Origin of the sequence: Bartonella sp. AC329YNZD (assembly GCF_042196685.1) — a bacterium.
Classification (GTDB): Bacteria; Pseudomonadota; Alphaproteobacteria; order Rhizobiales; family Rhizobiaceae; genus Bartonella.
The window spans coordinates 17,658-34,124 of sequence record NZ_JBHIQS010000005.1; the positions used below are offsets into that span (position 1 = coordinate 17,658).

The following is a 16,467-nucleotide window of genomic DNA, read 5'->3' on the forward strand; positions in this document are numbered from 1 at the left end:
TTTCAGTCTATTTCTTTGTTTAGTGCTGATCGAACGATGGAGAGGCGATTTATTTTTAAAGATTGCCGTACTCCATGTTTGAATTATTTTATTATTTACAGTTTTAAATAAAGGTTGTTGGATTGTTTTATAAGATTTAAATCTTAAGATGTGGGTTGGAGCTTTTTAATGTGTGGAATTATTGGAATTCTTGGAAAGAGGTGTGTTACGTCTTCTTTGGTTGAGGGTTTAAAACGTCTTGAATATAGAGGGTATGATTCATCTGGGGTGGCGACAGTCCATAATGGGCATCTTTATCGTGTACGTGCTGAAGGAAAACTTGTTCGTTTAGAAGAAAAATTAAAAAAAATACCTCTGGAGGGAAGTTTAGGGATTGGCCATACCCGTTGGGCTACGCATGGAATTGCTGTTGAACGCAATGCGCATCCCCATGTAACTAAAAAGCTTGCAGTTGTTCATAATGGTATTATTGAAAATTTTATAGAATTACGAAAGGAACTCATTGAGGATGGTTATATCTTTGAAACAGAGACAGATACAGAAGTTATTGCACATTTAATAACGCGTGCATTAAAAAGTGGTCTTTCTCCGCAAGAAGCCATGCGTACAAGTTGGAAACGGTTGCAGGGGGCTTTTGCTATTGCTCTTATTTTTGAAGGTGAAGATAATCTTATGATTGCGGCTTGTTCTGGTCCACCGCTGGCAATCGGTTATGGAAAAGATGAATTTTTTGTGGGATCAGATGTCATTGCTTTAGCGCCATTCGTTGATCATATTAGCTATATGGAAGATGGGGATTGGGCTGTTATCACACGGGAGGGTGTCACAATTTACGATGCCAACAACCAACTGATAAAACGTCCTGTGACACCATTACTTGAAGGGGCTTTATTGATCTCTAAGGGTAATCATCGTCATTTTATGCACAAGGAAATGTTTGAACAACCTGAAGTGATCTCTCATAATTTGGCGCATTATCTTGATCTTGGGAATTATGCAGTTCGACCACTTGAGAATTTGATTGATTGGAAAAATATTCATCGGCTTCTTTTTGCGAGTTGTGGAACGGCTTATTACTCAACCTTAGTTGCGCGCTATTGGTTTGAAAAATTTGCCGCTTTAAGTGTTGATAATGATGTGGCTTCGGAATTTCGTTATCGCGAACCTCCTATAACGTCTGATGCGTTATCATTGTTTGTTTCTCAATCTGGTGAAACAGCGGATACATTGGCTTCTTTGCGTTATTGTCGTGAACGGGGTATAAAAACAGCAACAATTGTGAATGTTGAACAATCAACAATGGCAAGGGAGGCTGATTTTATTCTCCCAACACTTGCCGGACCAGAAATTGGTGTTGCTTCAACAAAAGCCTTTACCTGTCAATTGGCAACGCTTGCTTCACTTGCTCTTAGTGCTGCTAAACAACGTGGTTATCTTACAGTTCAAATGGAACAGCAATTGGTTCAGCAGTTGGCAGAAGTTCCTCGTATTTTAAATGAGGTCTTAAAATTAGAAGGCAAAGTTGAATCTATTTGTCGTGATTTGGTGAATGCAAAAAGTGTTCTTTATTTAGGACGTGGAACTTCTTATCCGATTGCTTTGGAGGGAGCCCTTAAATTGAAAGAGCTTTCTTATATTCATGCTGAAGGTTATGCGGCGGGTGAGTTGAAGCATGGACCAATTGCGTTGGTAGATGAGACAATACCCGTTATTGTTGTGGCGCCTTATGATCGATGGTTTGAAAAGACTTTTTCTAATATGCAAGAAGTAGTAGCGCGCAATGGTCGTATTATTTTAATAACCGATAAAAAAGGAGCAGAGGTAGCGTGTCTTAAGACTTTATCAACGATTACTTTGCCAGATGTTTCAGAATTTATTGCTCCTATTATTTATGCTCTCCCCATTCAGTTAATCGCTTATCATACGGCTGTTTTATTAGGAACAGATGTTGATCAACCCCGTAATTTAGCAAAATCAGTTACGGTTGAATAAAAGTATATTTCTGAATCTTTTGGAGAATAATCAAATGTAAGAAATTGATTTATAATGAAATTTATTTTTTCATTTTTCTCTGTTGAACGAGAATACTGAAGAAAGTTTTTTCTTTCTCAATCTTTACAATAAAACAAAAAATATCTTCTTACCTATCAAAAACAGATCAGTTATGTGAATATAATAGTAAAAAAAGACGCAATATTGCTTCTACTGTTTTAATACAAGAATAATTCAGATTGAGAGAGAAGATAGTGCTGTTGATTTATTATTCCTTCATGAAGCATAAAGATGGTAAGAGACTGCGTAGATCATTTATGGGTAATTCTAAGAGAAAAAACCATATTTGAGCAGAGAGATAGTTAAGTTTTTTATTAGAGGGTCTTTGTTATCCTGCTCGTAAGAGGCGTGTAGCGTCATTGTGTCCGAAAAGATAAAGTAGCAATCGTAAAGCTTGTCCTTGCTCAGAAGAAAGATGAGGATCGCGTTGTAAAAATAAATGAGCATCTTTTCTTGCCATTGATAAAAGATCGCTATGAATTGCAAGGTTTGCTATATGAAATTCAGGGACTCCGGATTGTTTTGTACCTAAAAGCTCTCCTTCGCCTCGTAGGCGCCAATCTTCTTCAGCGATTTCAAAACCATCTTCTGTATTGCGGATAATATTAAGGCGTGTTGCTGCTGTTTTAGTCAGTGGATCTTTATAGAGCAAAATGCAGGAAGATTTTTTATTGCCTCGTCCTACACGTCCACGTAATTGGTGCAATTGAGAAAGACCAAAATGTTCCGCGTGTTCGATGATAATGATCGAAGCATCTGGAATATCTACTCCCACTTCAATGACGGTGGTTGCAACTAAAATACGTGTATTTCCACATTTAAAAGATGCCATAGCGGCTTCTTTTTCTGCTGTAGACATTTTTCCATGGATCATACCAACGTGTGCTCCAAAGCGCTCATAAAGAAATACAAAGCGGTTTTCAATTGAAGTGAGATCAAGAGCTGTCGATTCCTCCACTAAAGGACAAATCCAATAGAGCTTTTCTCCTTTTTCTAATGCAAATGCGATTCGCTCTATAAGTTCATGAAGACGTTTTAAAGAAAGGGTTGCTGTTGTAATGGGGTGTCGCCCAATTGGTTTTTCTGTAATTTTAGAGACATCCATATCACCAAAAGCTGTTAAGACAAGTGTGCGCGGAATGGGCGTGGCGGTCATAACCAGCATATCAGCTTTATTGCCTTTTTCTGTAAGAGCAATACGTTGATGGACACCAAAACGGTGTTGTTCATCGATAATGGTTAAAGCGAGATTATTATAAGTAACGCTGTTTTGTATGAGAGCATGAGTTCCGATAACAATAGAAACTTGACCTGACAGAATATCATTTAAGATATTTGTCCGCAATTTTCCTTTTTCTCGTCCTGTTAAAAGCGTTGTTTGTAATCCGATTTTTTCGGCAAGAGGGGCAATAGTGGCAAAATGTTGCCTGGCAAGCACTTCGGTTGGTGCCATTAAAGCTGATTGTCCTGAATTTTCAGCAATTTGTGCCATTGCCATTAATGCAACGACAGTTTTTCCTGCGCCTACATCACCTTGGAGTAGTCTTAGCATCGGTTCTGGTGAAGCAAGATCATTTGCGATATCTTCTACTGCTTTTTTTTGTCCGGTTGTGAGTTGAAAGGGGAGGATATTGAGTAATTTGTTAGTATAAATTCCTGTTGCTGGTCGAGAAGTGCCAACAAGAGATTTAGTTTTCAAACGCACGAGTCCTAGCGCCAATTGACAAGCAAACAATTCATCATAGGCAAGGCGTTTGCGTGCTGTACTTTCTAAGGATAGATCATCGGGGTTAATGGGCGCATGGATACGGCGTAAAGAAACAGAAAAAGAAGGAAAATTTTGCTGCTTTTTTACATTTTCATCTATCCATTCCGGTAGAAGAGGAATAAAATCAAGAGCGTTTTGTATGGCGCGTCTTAGTGTCTTGGCCGCTAGTCCTGCAGTAGATGGATAAATCGGTTCGATGAGAGGTATCTGATTTGATTGTTCGCTTGGGGCAATATAGTCTGGATGCGCCATTGAAAGCTGTCCATTAAACCATTCAACTTTTCCTGATATAATGACTTTTTTTCCTTCGGGAAGTTGTTTTTTTAGCCAAAGAGGTTGAGCATGAAAAAAGACTAAATTTATTTTTCCTGTTTGATCATGCGCAATAACACGATAGGGAATTCGGTTATGACCACGTGGGGGTGGTTGATGTTGATCGATGACAATTTCAAGCGTAATAGTATCTCCTTCTTTTGCACAAGCAATGCTGGGACGCATTCTGCGGTCTATAACGGAATGGGGCATTAATTTAAGGAGATCAATAAGGGTTGCTTCCCGTTGTGTAGGATTAACATTTAAGAGTTTGGTCAGTAAGCCATAGACTTTAGGTGTAATACCAGAAAGGGTTCGAATAGAGTTGAAAAGAGGGGCAAGAAGACTTGGAGGCATGAGAAAATTTAACCTGCTCTTTTTGTTTTTTCTAGACCTTTAGAAGAGCTTTTTGGGGATAAAGTCATTAAAGAAGATGATATTTTATTTACACATTGCGTTGTAAAAAGAGAAATTGTCTTTAAAAGAGAAATAAAATAAAAAAATGAAAGTACTTATGGCATATTTTGCTTCTTTTTATTTTAGGCGTTTATTTGCTGTGAATAGAGGCACTTTCTTGATAGAACTCTCTTATAAATATCAATAAAATTAGGATATTTTTTCTATGTGGGATGATAAAATTTATAGCTTTAAAGTTATGCTAGCCTGAATTTTTTTCTTTAAGGGGGCTGTTTGGCATTTAGTTTATAGTAGGAAATTGTGAGAGTGGTTAAAGATAAAAATAAAATGCAAGAGTACAAAAATTCTCTTCCTCGCTTTATTCATTTGAGAGTGCATTCAGCTTATTCCTTGCTCGAAGGAGCTTTAAAAATCCCACAAATTATTCAACAGACGATTGTAGATCATGCTCCAGCGGTTGCTATTACCGATACCAATAATTTATTTGGTGCTTTGGAGTTTTCGCAGTATTGTCTTTCTCATGGGGTTCAACCCATTATTGGTTGTCAGCTTACCGTTGATTTTTGTGATGAAAATGATCATTCACATTTGGTTAAAGGACGTAATGCTTCTGATTTCTGCTCTATTGTTCTGTTCGCTTCTAGCGAAACCGGTTATGCTCATTTGGTTCGTCTTGTAAGCCGTGCTTATCTTGATAAATGTGATACTGATCCTCCTCATATTAAAGCTGATTGGTTGTCAGAATACAGTGAAGGTATAATCGCTTTAACGGGTGGAAAGGGAGGACCTATTAATTGTTCTTTGTTAGAAGAAAAAAAAGAACGCGCTGTTGAGCGCTTAATTTATTTAAAAAAAATTTTTTCTGATCGTCTTTATGTGGAATTACAGCGACATGGCTCTTATGACCGAAGAGTAGAAGCAGACCTTATTGAATTGGCTTATGCACATGAAATTCCTCTTGTTGCAACGAATGAAGCCTTTTTTCTGAAGAGAGAGGGGTATGAAGCGCATGATGCATTGATGGCTGTTTCAGAAGGACAAATCGTCTCTAATCCAGATCGCAAGCGAGTGACGCCAGATCATTACTTGAAGTCACAAGATGAAATGGTTGCGCTGTTTTTTGATCTTCCAGAAGCTTTAGAAAATAGTGTTGAAATTGCATTGCGTTGTCATATTGCCACGCCTCTTCGAAAACCGATATTGCCTCGTTTTATAGAACAATCTTCTAATTCAGAAAATACTTTAGAAGCAGAAGATAGTGAATTGTTAAATCAAGCTAAAGCTGGTTTGAAGATGCGCCTTGAAACAATTGGATTGGCTGAAGGGTATACGATTGCAGATTATGAGCAGCGGCTAGATTATGAGATTTCAGTTATTACGCGTATGCAATTTTCTGGATATTTTCTTATCGTTTCAGATTTCATAAAATGGGCGAAGATTCATGATATTCCTGTTGGTCCAGGGCGGGGATCTGGTGCTGGTTCACTTGTTGCTTATGCATTAACGATTACCGATGTTGATCCATTGCGTTTTTCCCTTCTTTTTGAACGTTTTCTCAATCCAGATCGTGTTTCGATGCCAGATTTTGATATCGATTTTTGTCAGGAGCGGCGTGAAGAAGTTATTCAATATGTTCAAAAAAAATATGGACGTGATCAAGTTGCTCAAATTATTACCTTTGGTAAGTTACAGGCACGTGCAGTTTTGCGTGATGTGGGGCGTGTTTTAGAAGTTCCTTATCGTCAGGTGGATTATCTTACAAAATTAATTCCTGCTACGCCAGGAAGTCAGGTAGAATTAGCGGATGCTATTAAGGATGAATCCAAATTTGAAGAGGAAAAGAAAAAAGATCCCGTCATTGGACGCGCATTAGATATAGCACTTCAGTTGGAAGGACTTTATCGTCATGCTTCAACGCATGCTGCTGGGATTGTTATCGGAGATCGGCCGCTTTGGGAGCTTGTCCCGATGTATCGTGATCCTCGTTCTGATATGCCTGTTACACAATTTAACATGAAATATGTAGAACAGGCAGGGTTGGTAAAATTTGATTTTCTTGGACTAAAAACACTGACTGTTTTGAAAATGGCTGTTGATTTTGTTGCCAGAAAGAAGATCAAAATAGATTTGTCAAATATCCCTCTAAATGATGAAGCAACCTACGCTATGATGGCATGTGGTGAAACGGTTGGTGTGTTTCAGGTGGAAAGTTCTGGTATGCGCAAGGCGCTGATTGGAATGAAGCCAGACCGTATTGAAGATATTATTGCGCTGGTTGCGCTTTATCGTCCTGGTCCAATGGAGAATATACCAACCTATAATGCACGTAAACACGGGGAAGAGGATATAGCTTCTATTCATCCTAAAATAGATCATCTGATTAAAGAAACACAAGGTGTTATAGTCTATCAAGAACAGGTGATGCAGATTGCTCAGGTGCTGGCTGGTTACTCGCTTGGAGAAGCTGATTTATTACGGCGCGCTATGGGGAAAAAAATTCATGCAGAAATGCAAAAACAGCGTACGCGTTTTGTCAATGGCGCTGTTGCTGGTGGTGTTGATAAAGAGCAAGCTGATATTATATTTGATCTTTTAGCAAAATTTGCCGATTATGGTTTTAATAAATCACACGCTGCTGCTTATGCGATTGTTTCTTATCAAACAGCGTATATGAAAGCCAATTATCCCGTTGAGTTTTTAGCTGCTTCAATGACGTATGATATGACGAATACCGATAAGCTCAATGATTTTCGGCGTGAAGCGTTAAGGCTGGGTATTGAAGTTATTGCACCTTCTATACAAACATCTCATCGTATTTTTGAGGTTGGTGATAACTGTATTTATTATTCTCTTGCGGCCATTAAAGGTGTGGGAGAAACGGTTGTAGATCATATTGTCACTTGTCGTGGAAATGAGATTTTTAAGGATTTGGAAGATTTTTGTGCGCGTGTTGATCCTCGTATTGTTAATAAGCGTGCGATGGAAAGTTTAGTTTGTGCTGGCGCTTTTGATTGTTTTAACATTGCACGCGAAGTTTTATTAGCGAATCTTGGAACCCTTCATGCGCGAGCGCTTCGTATTCTCGATGACAATTCTAGCGGGCAGGTTGACATATTTGGAATGGCAGGCGGATTAAAAGAGCCCTTGATTTTATCGCAAACGACTCCTTGGTTGTTGGCTGAAAAACTTTATCGAGAATTTCAAGCTATAGGTTTTTACTTTTCAGCTCATCCATTGGATGAGTATCAAGCCATTCTCGCTAAAAAACGCGTTCAGACTTGGGGTAATTTTTCCAATGCCGTTAAAGGAGGAGCAACGGCTGCACGGCTTGCTGGAACTGTTGTGGCAAAAAACGTGCGCAAAACAAAATCTGGTAAAAAAATGGGAATTATTCATTTTTCTGATACAAGTGGACAATATGAAGCAGTTCTCTTTTCTGAGGCACTCTCGGATTATGAAGAGATGCTAGAACCCGGAAAATCTTTTATTATTACGGTGAGCGCAGAAAATCGCTCTGAAGGAGTTAGTTTGCGAATTGAGACAATTCAGTCTTTGGAAAAAGAAGCGTTACAGCAGCATAAAATGATGCGTCTTTTTATAAAAACAGTTGATATGCTTCCACAAATTGAACAAAATTTAAATCTTGGGGGAAATGGAGAGGTTGGACTTATTTTAATTCAAGAGGATGGATTGCGAGAAGTTGAAATTGCGCTTCCTAAGCGATATAAGGTAAATTCACATGTCGCAAATGCTATGAAATTAATTCAGGGTGTTGTTGATGTAGAATTGAGTTAAAGAAAGATTAAAGATGGGAGCTGATTTTGAGCGGTGTTTTTGCTTTTAGGAGAGTTAAAAATTGAGCTTTTAAAATCGGATTGTAGGTTTAGAAAAATATTGCTTTTATTTGAGTAAATTATGATATTTTTTTAGTGTCATAGAGTCAAAAAATCTCTTTCTTTCATAATATTCAAAGTACGGGAAAAATTTTATAAGTTTTTATCACGATTTTTTATAGAATTCATCGCATCATACATATAAAGCCAATTGAGATTTGACATAATACTCTCTGGTGTACGAATTTTCATCATGAGATTACGTGCAATTGCTATGGGCCCCGTTGCATGATAGGTTAATCTATTGAAATCTCCGCGTTTTTTTACTGCTGCAATACGGGTGGTACGTGTTTTTTCGTAAAGCGAAAGTGCTTTCGTTAATGAAAGATTTTTCAATGAAAGTACTTCTGCTAATGTAGCAGCATCTTCGATTGCCATAGCGGCACCTTGTGCTGCAAAAGGTAAGGCAGCGTGTGCGCAATCGCCAACAAATACTTGTCTCTCTAGGCCTAGAAAACGATTTTGTTTCATCTGAAAGAGTGGCCAATATCTCCATTCATCAATATGATCAAAGATTTGTAAGATTTTTGAATTCCAAGCTTTAAAAAGAGATTTAAGTTTTTCTTTATCTCCTTTATAGGCCCATCCCTCTTTTGAATTATCCCCATGTGTAATAGCGACAAAATTTACAATTTTTTCTGACGATTTAATGGGATAAACAACAAGATGATTTTGAGGCCCCATCCAAGCCGTAATTGTCTTCATATTTTGCAATGAAGAACGAAAGTCTTGAGGAAGATTATCAAGTACTGTTGTTGCTCGCCAAGCAATAAAACCACTAAAATTTGCTCTTTCATGAAAAGGAAATTGTTGCCGTAGTGTTGACCAAACGCCATCACATCCGATCAGGAGAGGGGTTGAATAAAGCTGTTGTTGTGTTGCTGTATCTGTTTTTATTGTGGTTATTTTAATGTTGGTTGCCGATTGGGTAGAAGATACAATCGTTTCGCCTGCTTTGTATTTGATCAAAGGATTTTCAATCACTGCATTATATAAAATTTTTTGTAAAGCCGCGCGGTGAATCGTCATATAAGGGGCTTTCCAGTATTTTTCTGTTAGAGTGATAAGATGAGCACGTAGACGTATTTTTAAAGATATTCCATCTTTTAACTCAAGAAAATGTGGGATTGTCGCAACTTCAGTGAGTTTGTTAAGAAGTTCCCAGCGAGCAAGAATAGATGTTGCATTTGGTGTCAGTTGAATACCAGCGCCTATCGTTTCAAGTTTTTTACACTTTTCAATAATGATGCTTGCAATTCCTTTATGAGCGAGTGCTAAAGCGGTACTTAAACCAGCGATTCCTCCTCCAACGATGATGGGTGATTGTTCTACAAACGATTTCATATTAAACAAGCAGAATTAAAAGAGTAGTTATTTAAGAAAGCCCTAGAACACATTATAATAGCTTGTCTGGATGATATAAACATCCTGTTGGGTTTGTTTGATCGTACGATAACGAGGGAACATAACGATAAAGGGTTGAGCAGTAAGGGCAAATTTTCTCATCAGCAGCGCCCATATCAATAAAAATATGAGGGTGATCGAATGGTTGTGTAGCGCCTACACACATAAACTCTTTCACACCAATTTCGATTGTTTTATATCCAAGGTCATTTTGAAAATGGGGAATATTGTGATCAGCCATGGCGTACAAACTCCAGAATAAATTGTCTCATTAGTTATGATAAGGCTCTTCTATTTTATAAGTGTGAGTTTGTAATAAAGCGTATCATAATGCAAGATGCTTTTTAAGACAAACTACTCCTCTTTTATGCTATAATCAGAATAATTGTCTTACTTTTAGCGCTTTGCGCATAGAACCTCGTTCCAAGTATTTTAAAATATTAAATGGAAACATGACAAGAAAAATGGGGCATTGATGTATTATTATGATGATAACATATTATAAAATATTATGTGAGATATTTCGTCAAGGATTTTAGAAAATATAAAAGAAGCTTAGTTAGAATATATGGAAAAGAGGGTGAAAGATAAAATTTCTATATCAAATATAACAATGAAAAATCCGGTACGGTTTATTAATCGAGAGTTTTCATGGCTACAATTTAATAATCGTGTTTTGATGGAAGCAGCTAATTCGAAACATCCTTTATTAGAACGTCTACAATTTCTTTCTATTTCAGCTGCAAATCTTGATGAGTTTTTTATGGTTCGTGTTGCAGGACTAGCAGCTCAAATTCGTGCTCGCGTTACAGCGTGCAGTGCAGATGGGCACACTCCACAGGAACAACTTGATATTGTGCTCGCTGAGATTTCAAAGCTGCAGGCTCACCAACTACGAGAATTGAATGTTTTACGTGATGAATTAAAAAAGAATGATATTGAAATTATTTGTTCTGATGATCTTTCAGAAATTGAAAAATCATGGCTTGAAAAATATTTTCTTGAGACAATTTTTCCTGTTTTAAAACCTTTGCCTGTTGATTCTACTCATCCTTTTCCATTTATTCCTAATTTAGGGCTTTCTATTGGGCTTCAATTGTCTGGAGAAGCTGATCAGAATTCACACACAGTGTTGTTGTCTATTTCAATGCTTTTAAGGCGTTTCATTCTTCTTCCTCAAGAAGGTAATCATTTTCGTTTTATCGCATCTGAAGATGTTATTTGCCTTTTTATTAAACATGTATTTCCTAACTATGAGATTAAAGGAATTGGTACATTTAGAATAATCCGAGATAGTGATATTGAAGTAGAAGAGGAAGCTGAAGATCTTGTTCATTTTTTTGAAACTGCTCTTAAAAGGCGGAGACGTGGACAGGTTATTCGAATTGAATTTGACGCAAAAATGCCAGAGAGTTTACGCCAATTTATAGCGAATAGTCTTGCTGTTCCTGATCATTGTATTAATGTTCTTGATGGATTTTTGGCGCTTAATATGGTATCAGAGATTGTTTCTATTCCCCGTGATGATCTCAAATTTATTCCTTATATTTCTCGTGTTCCGAAATGTATTCGTGAACATCATGGGGATTGTTTTGCAGCTATTCGTGAAAATGATATTGTGATTCATCACCCCTATGAGACATTTGATGTTGTTGTCCAATTTTTACGTCAAGCTGCTTGCGATCCTGATGTTGTAGAAATAAAACAAACACTTTATCGTACATCAAATGATAGTCCAATTGTTGGCGCTTTGATTGAGGCAGCTGAACAGGGAAAGTCTGTGACTGCTTTGGTAGAACTTAAAGCACGTTTTGATGAGGAAGCAAATATTCGTTGGGCCCGGGATCTTGAATGTGCTGGGGTTCAAGTTATTTTTGGTTTTATTGCATTAAAAACACATGCTAAGATGTCATTGGTTGTGAGACGTGAGGGAAAACGTCTTCGCTCTTATGTTCATCTTGGAACAGGAAACTACCATCCCATTAACGCTAAAACTTATACCGATCTTTCTTTTTTTTCCACAGATGATGTTATTGCTCATGATGTTGCGTTATTGTTCAATTATATTGCGCAATATGAGCGTCCAAATGAAACAATAAAGATTGCTTTTTCACCCTTAACATTGCGTGGTCGTATCTTAGAGCATATTGAGGGAGAAATTGTTCATGCACAACAGGGAAGATTTGCTGCTATTTGGATGAAAGTTAATGCATTGGTTGATCCTGAAATTATTGATGCTTTATATCGTGCCAGTCAAGCAGGGGTGCAAATTGATTTGGTTGTGCGGGGGATATGTTGTTTACGTCCTGGTATTCTAGGAATTTCGGATAATATTCGTGTAAAATCAATCGTCGGGCGTTTTCTTGAACATAGTCGCATTTTTTGTTTTGGGAATGGTCAAGATTTGCCTAATGAAAATGCACTCGTTTACTTAGGCTCTGCTGATATGATGCCTCGTAATTTGGACTATCGTATTGAAATATTGGTTCCAGTTTTTAATAAAATAGTGCGTCAAAAAATTCTTTTACAGATTATGTTAGCTAATATCATTGATAATCAACAAAGCTTTGATATACTTAAGGATGGAACATCAAAACGTATTACACCGCAGAGAGGTGAAAGTCTATTTAATGCGCAGGAGTATTTTATGGCCAATACAAGTTTTGCGGGGGAAAATGAGTCTTTTGAGTCTTCTGTTTCGCGCTTGGTTGCGTTGCATCGGCAACAAGCCGAAATACATAAAGACTAAAATCCAATGACATATAGAGATGCTCAAGGTCGGTTAAAAGGGCGTAAGCCTGTTGCTGTTATTGATATTGGCTCAAATTCTGTTCGGTTGGTTATTTATGAGGGGCTTGTTCGATCACCAACGGTTTTATTTAATGAAAAGATTCTTTGTGGTCTCGGTCATGGTGTGGCGAAAACGGGATTTTTAGAAGAAAAATCGATGAAGATGGCGTTGCAAACACTGAAACGGTTTCGTACGCTTTGTCGACAGATTGGGGCAGATGAGGTCTATACTTTAGCAACAGCAGCAGCACGAGATGCACAGAATGGCGTAGCATTTATTCAGCATGCTGAAGATATTTTGCAAAATAAAATATATCTTCTTTCAGGAAGTGAAGAAGCTATGTATTCAGCCTATGGAGTTGTGTCTACCTTTTATCAACCAAAAGGTATTTCTGGGGATCTTGGTGGTGGAAGTCTTGAGCTGATTGATATTGATCATTCTGATGTTGGTGAAGGGATAACGCTCCCATTGGGTGGTTTAAGGCTACAGTATATATCAAATAACGATAGTGCTGTAGCTACAAAAATTGTACATGAGCAATTTTATAAATCGTCTGTTGTTCGTGCTCGTAAAGGTATAGCACGTTATTTTTATGCAGTAGGGGGGACATGGCGTAATTTGGCAAAACTCCATATGGCAATGAAACACTATCGGCTTCCTGTTATGCATGGCTATGAAGTTGATGCTGTTGAAATGGAGAACTTTTTACGTCTTGTAGCGCGTGGCAATATTGATAATATGAGAGGGATTGCAGCGGTTTCTCAGAACCGTCGAAAACTTTTATCTTATGGGGCAATAGTTCTTATTGAACTCATTCAGTGTATGGAGTTTGAAAAGATAATCTTTTCTGGTGCTGGCGTTCGTGAAGGTTTTCTTTATTCACGATTGCCGCAGGCGATTCGACTTTCTGATCCTCTCATTGCAGCATGCACAGAAATGGCTATTTTACGGGCACGTTCACCAAAACAAGCAGAAGAACTCATTGATTTTACGACGAATGCTTTTGAAGTTTTTGGAATTTCAGAAACTGAAAATGAATGCCGTTATCGTCAAGCCGCTTGTCTTCTTGCGGATATTGGTTGGCGTATACATCCAGATTATCGAGGCAATGAAGCAGCAAATCAAATAGCTTTAGGATCTTATCCAGGAATTTCTCATGAAGGGCGCCTTTATGCGGCGCTTTCTGTTTTTTTTCGCAATACGAGTTTATTGGTTGATAAAGAATCTCTTCCCATTTTTCAATTAGCAACTCAAAATATAATTGATAAAGCACGTATTCTTGGTGAAACTATGCGTCTTGCTCATCTTTTTAGTGCTTCTGTTGCAGGAATTTTACCTCATTTATTGTGGCATAAAAAAGCAGATCATATTATCTTGCAGATCCCAAAGAATTACGCTGGATTATTAGGAGAACGTCCTCTTGGACGATTAAAGAAGTTATCAACAATAATAAAACAACCTCTCGCTTTTGAAATTTTTTGATTTTTTTCCTAATTTATTCGTGTTTTATGTCTTATAATAAAGCCATTGACGAGGGATAAGCTAGGTAGCCTGTCATCATGAGCTGAACAACTGGTTGTTTCATAATGCCTGATCCAGACTCTACGCAAGGCATTTTTAATGCCCTGAGCATTCATAAAAGAAAATATAATTTTTTATTCTGTTATTTGCGTCACAGGATGTGATTTGCATTTCATAAGCTTCATGTAAAAATAAAAGCCTTGTCCGTCTTTACGTGACAAGGTTTTCTTTTTATGCTGCGTCGTTATAACGTTTCTGTTTAGCTTTCTTGATTATATTGATAAGATTTGATTGTAGCCAACGCGATAAAAAAACAAATTTTAAAGATTTTTGGAGAGATCCATTGGTTATATGACGCCGGAATGTTGAACCACTTATATGAAGTAATTTTGCACTTTCACGGTTTGGCAAAAGAATATCATTTTCTGACTTTATAAAATCCTTTCACTATAAAAAATAGAAACAAATCATAACTATTTATTAATCATATTTTTGAATCCTTTGTAAGATGCTTAATCTATAAAAAACAGCGCTTTATCATATAATTTCTTATGTGATACTTTATGAGTCTTATTGAGATAAAATGAGAGAATCCTACGATATTCGGAGTTCTAATTCAATATAAATAACGCTAGATTATCTTTATAAATCAATATATTGCCTTTGTTAGGTATTTTAGTTGTTATGCTGGCTCGTTTTTGATTGTTAGATTGCAATCTCGGTAGTTTTTTTATACGATATGGTGACGTGAGGCATTATATCTTTGTTTTTTTCTATTGCTAGGCTGCTATTTTTGTAATGAATGCGCTTTTATTATCAGAGCTTTTTCTTTTTAAAGCTTTTAAATAAGGAGCGGTCTGTTTTTTTAGATTATTTTTAATAGGATTGCTATTTGATTGACCTGATAAAGATTTAGCTGTCATTTTTAATAAGAGTTCACTATTTAATTTTTTAACTTTATCAGAAGTAGGCTTTATTTATCCTGTTTGCATTGGCCTATAAGGCATACCAATTGATGTAGATAATGAGTAGCGTAATGGATTTTTTAAAATAAAAATGTAAATGTAAATTAAAGCTGTTTTGTGCTTATTTTCCCATCGTGAAAGTAAAAACCTATCTGGCCCTTTAGCAGTTGTTCGGCTTTTTGACCAAATATTTCATAGCGCCAGCCATTCATAGCGGGAATATTTTTCTTTATTCCTCCATTGGCAATTTTTTCTAAATCATTAGATGTTGCAATAATTTTAGGGGCAATGCTGTTTTCATTTGCAACAATTTTTAATAACACTTTGAGCAGATCGATAACAGCGGCTGTCGTATCATTGAGTGGATTATGTTTAGGAATGGGGGGTAAAGTGGAAAGATCCACCTCTAATCCTTCGTGGACAGCTTTGATTAATGATTGAGCAATTGAGAATTTATCCCAATTCTTATTAAGACTGCGCAACCGTTTTAATGCAGATTCATCTTTTGGTTGTTGGATTGCTATTTCTATAAGACATTCATCTTTTATAATATGACGACGTGGCATATTGTATTTTCGTGCTTCACGTTCACGCCAAGCTGCTATCTTTTGTAATACAGCAAGTTCACGTGGCTTTTTAATTTGTCCTTTCACTTTTTTCCATGCTTCATCTTCTGGCATGTCATAGGTTTTAGGATTTAAAAGGATTGTTATTTCATCGTCCATCCAGTGAGCACGTTGATTTTTTTCTAACCGTTTTTTCAATAACAGGTAAACATCTCTTAAGTAAGTTACATCGGCAAGTGCGTAGAGCAGTTGTTTTTCAGATAAAGGTCGGCAACTCCAGTCTGTAAAGCGGGAGGATTTATCAAGATGATGCCCTGTGCAGCGTTGTACAATTTGATCATAGGAGATAGAATCACCAAATCCACAAATTGATCCTGCTATTTGCGTATCAAAGAGAGGGGAGGGAATAACACCTCCAAGGTGATAAATTGTTTCAATATCTTGGCGCGCAGCATGAAAAACTTTTACAACTTTTTTATCGACCATAAGGTCAAAAAATGGTTGTAAATCAATATCTGGTGCTATGGGATCAATCAAAACTGTGACATCTGGTGATGCGAGCTGGATTAAACACAGTTGAGGCCAAAAAGTTGTTTCGCGGATAAACTCAGTATCGACAGTTACAAAATCAGAGGTACGTAGAGCGTTAAGTGCAATTTTAAGATCTGTTGTTTTTGTAATAAGATTCATCATTTTATTATAATTCGATAAATTAAATTTGTGCTTTATTGACTTTATTTCTGAGTTTTTATTCTCATATCTTGACAAATGGTTATTA

Annotated in this window: 10 protein-coding genes; 4 read left to right on the forward strand and 6 right to left on the reverse strand. The window is 37.0% G+C overall.

Going from position 1 to position 16,467, the window contains the following annotated elements; translation table 11 throughout:
- The first annotated feature begins 168 nt into the window (after window positions 1–168).
- Window positions 169–1,992, forward strand: a complete 1,824-nt coding sequence (gene glmS / locus ACFIMW_RS03855; RefSeq protein WP_375608323.1) for a glutamine--fructose-6-phosphate transaminase (isomerizing) — start codon at window positions 169–171, stop codon at window positions 1,990–1,992.
- A gap of 388 nt (window positions 1,993–2,380) precedes the next feature.
- Here the strand turns inward: glmS and recG are convergent, their stop codons facing one another.
- Complete coding sequence (gene recG / locus ACFIMW_RS03860) at window positions 2,381–4,489, reverse strand: ATP-dependent DNA helicase RecG (RefSeq protein WP_375608322.1); 2,109 nt, start codon at window positions 4,487–4,489, stop codon at window positions 2,381–2,383.
- A 366-nt stretch (window positions 4,490–4,855) separates the two neighbouring features.
- On the opposite strand from recG, the gene dnaE reads away from it, so the two are divergent.
- Window positions 4,856–8,344 (forward strand): DNA polymerase III subunit alpha, encoded by a 3,489-nt coding sequence (gene dnaE, locus ACFIMW_RS03865; protein ID WP_375608321.1) that lies wholly within the window; start codon window positions 4,856–4,858, stop codon window positions 8,342–8,344.
- 191 nt (window positions 8,345–8,535) lie between these two features.
- Here dnaE and ACFIMW_RS03870 read toward each other — a convergent pair whose 3' ends face one another.
- Window positions 8,536–9,786: an FAD-binding protein gene (locus ACFIMW_RS03870; RefSeq protein WP_375608320.1), complete on the reverse strand. Its 1,251-nt coding sequence runs from the start codon at window positions 9,784–9,786 to the stop codon at window positions 8,536–8,538.
- Window positions 9,787–9,838: 52 nt separating this feature from the next.
- Window positions 9,839–10,087, reverse strand: a complete 249-nt coding sequence (locus tag ACFIMW_RS03875) for a zinc-finger domain-containing protein (RefSeq protein WP_375606646.1) — start codon at window positions 10,085–10,087, stop codon at window positions 9,839–9,841.
- 327 nt (window positions 10,088–10,414) lie between these two features.
- Between ACFIMW_RS03875 and ACFIMW_RS03880 the strand changes: the two genes are divergently transcribed.
- Together ACFIMW_RS03880 and ppx are read left to right on the forward strand one after the other, a co-directional pair.
- Complete coding sequence (locus tag ACFIMW_RS03880; RefSeq protein WP_375614108.1) at window positions 10,415–12,595, forward strand: RNA degradosome polyphosphate kinase; 2,181 nt, start codon at window positions 10,415–10,417, stop codon at window positions 12,593–12,595.
- Between the two features lie 6 nt (window positions 12,596–12,601).
- Window positions 12,602–14,119, forward strand: a complete 1,518-nt coding sequence (gene ppx / locus ACFIMW_RS03885) for an exopolyphosphatase (protein WP_375606644.1) — start codon at window positions 12,602–12,604, stop codon at window positions 14,117–14,119.
- Window positions 14,120–14,389: 270 nt separating this feature from the next.
- Here ppx and ACFIMW_RS03890 read toward each other — a convergent pair whose 3' ends face one another.
- The 3 genes from ACFIMW_RS03890 to rnd all read right to left on the reverse strand — a co-directional run bounded on the left by ACFIMW_RS03890 (window position 14,390) and on the right by rnd (window position 16,382).
- Window positions 14,390–14,593, reverse strand: a complete 204-nt coding sequence (locus ACFIMW_RS03890; protein ID WP_375608337.1) for a DNA-binding protein — start codon at window positions 14,591–14,593, stop codon at window positions 14,390–14,392.
- Between the two features lie 344 nt (window positions 14,594–14,937).
- Complete coding sequence (locus ACFIMW_RS03895; RefSeq protein ID WP_375608318.1) at window positions 14,938–15,081, reverse strand: hypothetical protein; 144 nt, start codon at window positions 15,079–15,081, stop codon at window positions 14,938–14,940.
- A 146-nt stretch (window positions 15,082–15,227) separates the two neighbouring features.
- Entirely contained in the window at window positions 15,228–16,382 is a 1,155-nt protein-coding gene (rnd, locus tag ACFIMW_RS03900; RefSeq protein ID WP_375606642.1) for a ribonuclease D, read from the reverse strand.
- Between the last annotated feature and the right edge of the window lie 85 nt (window positions 16,383–16,467).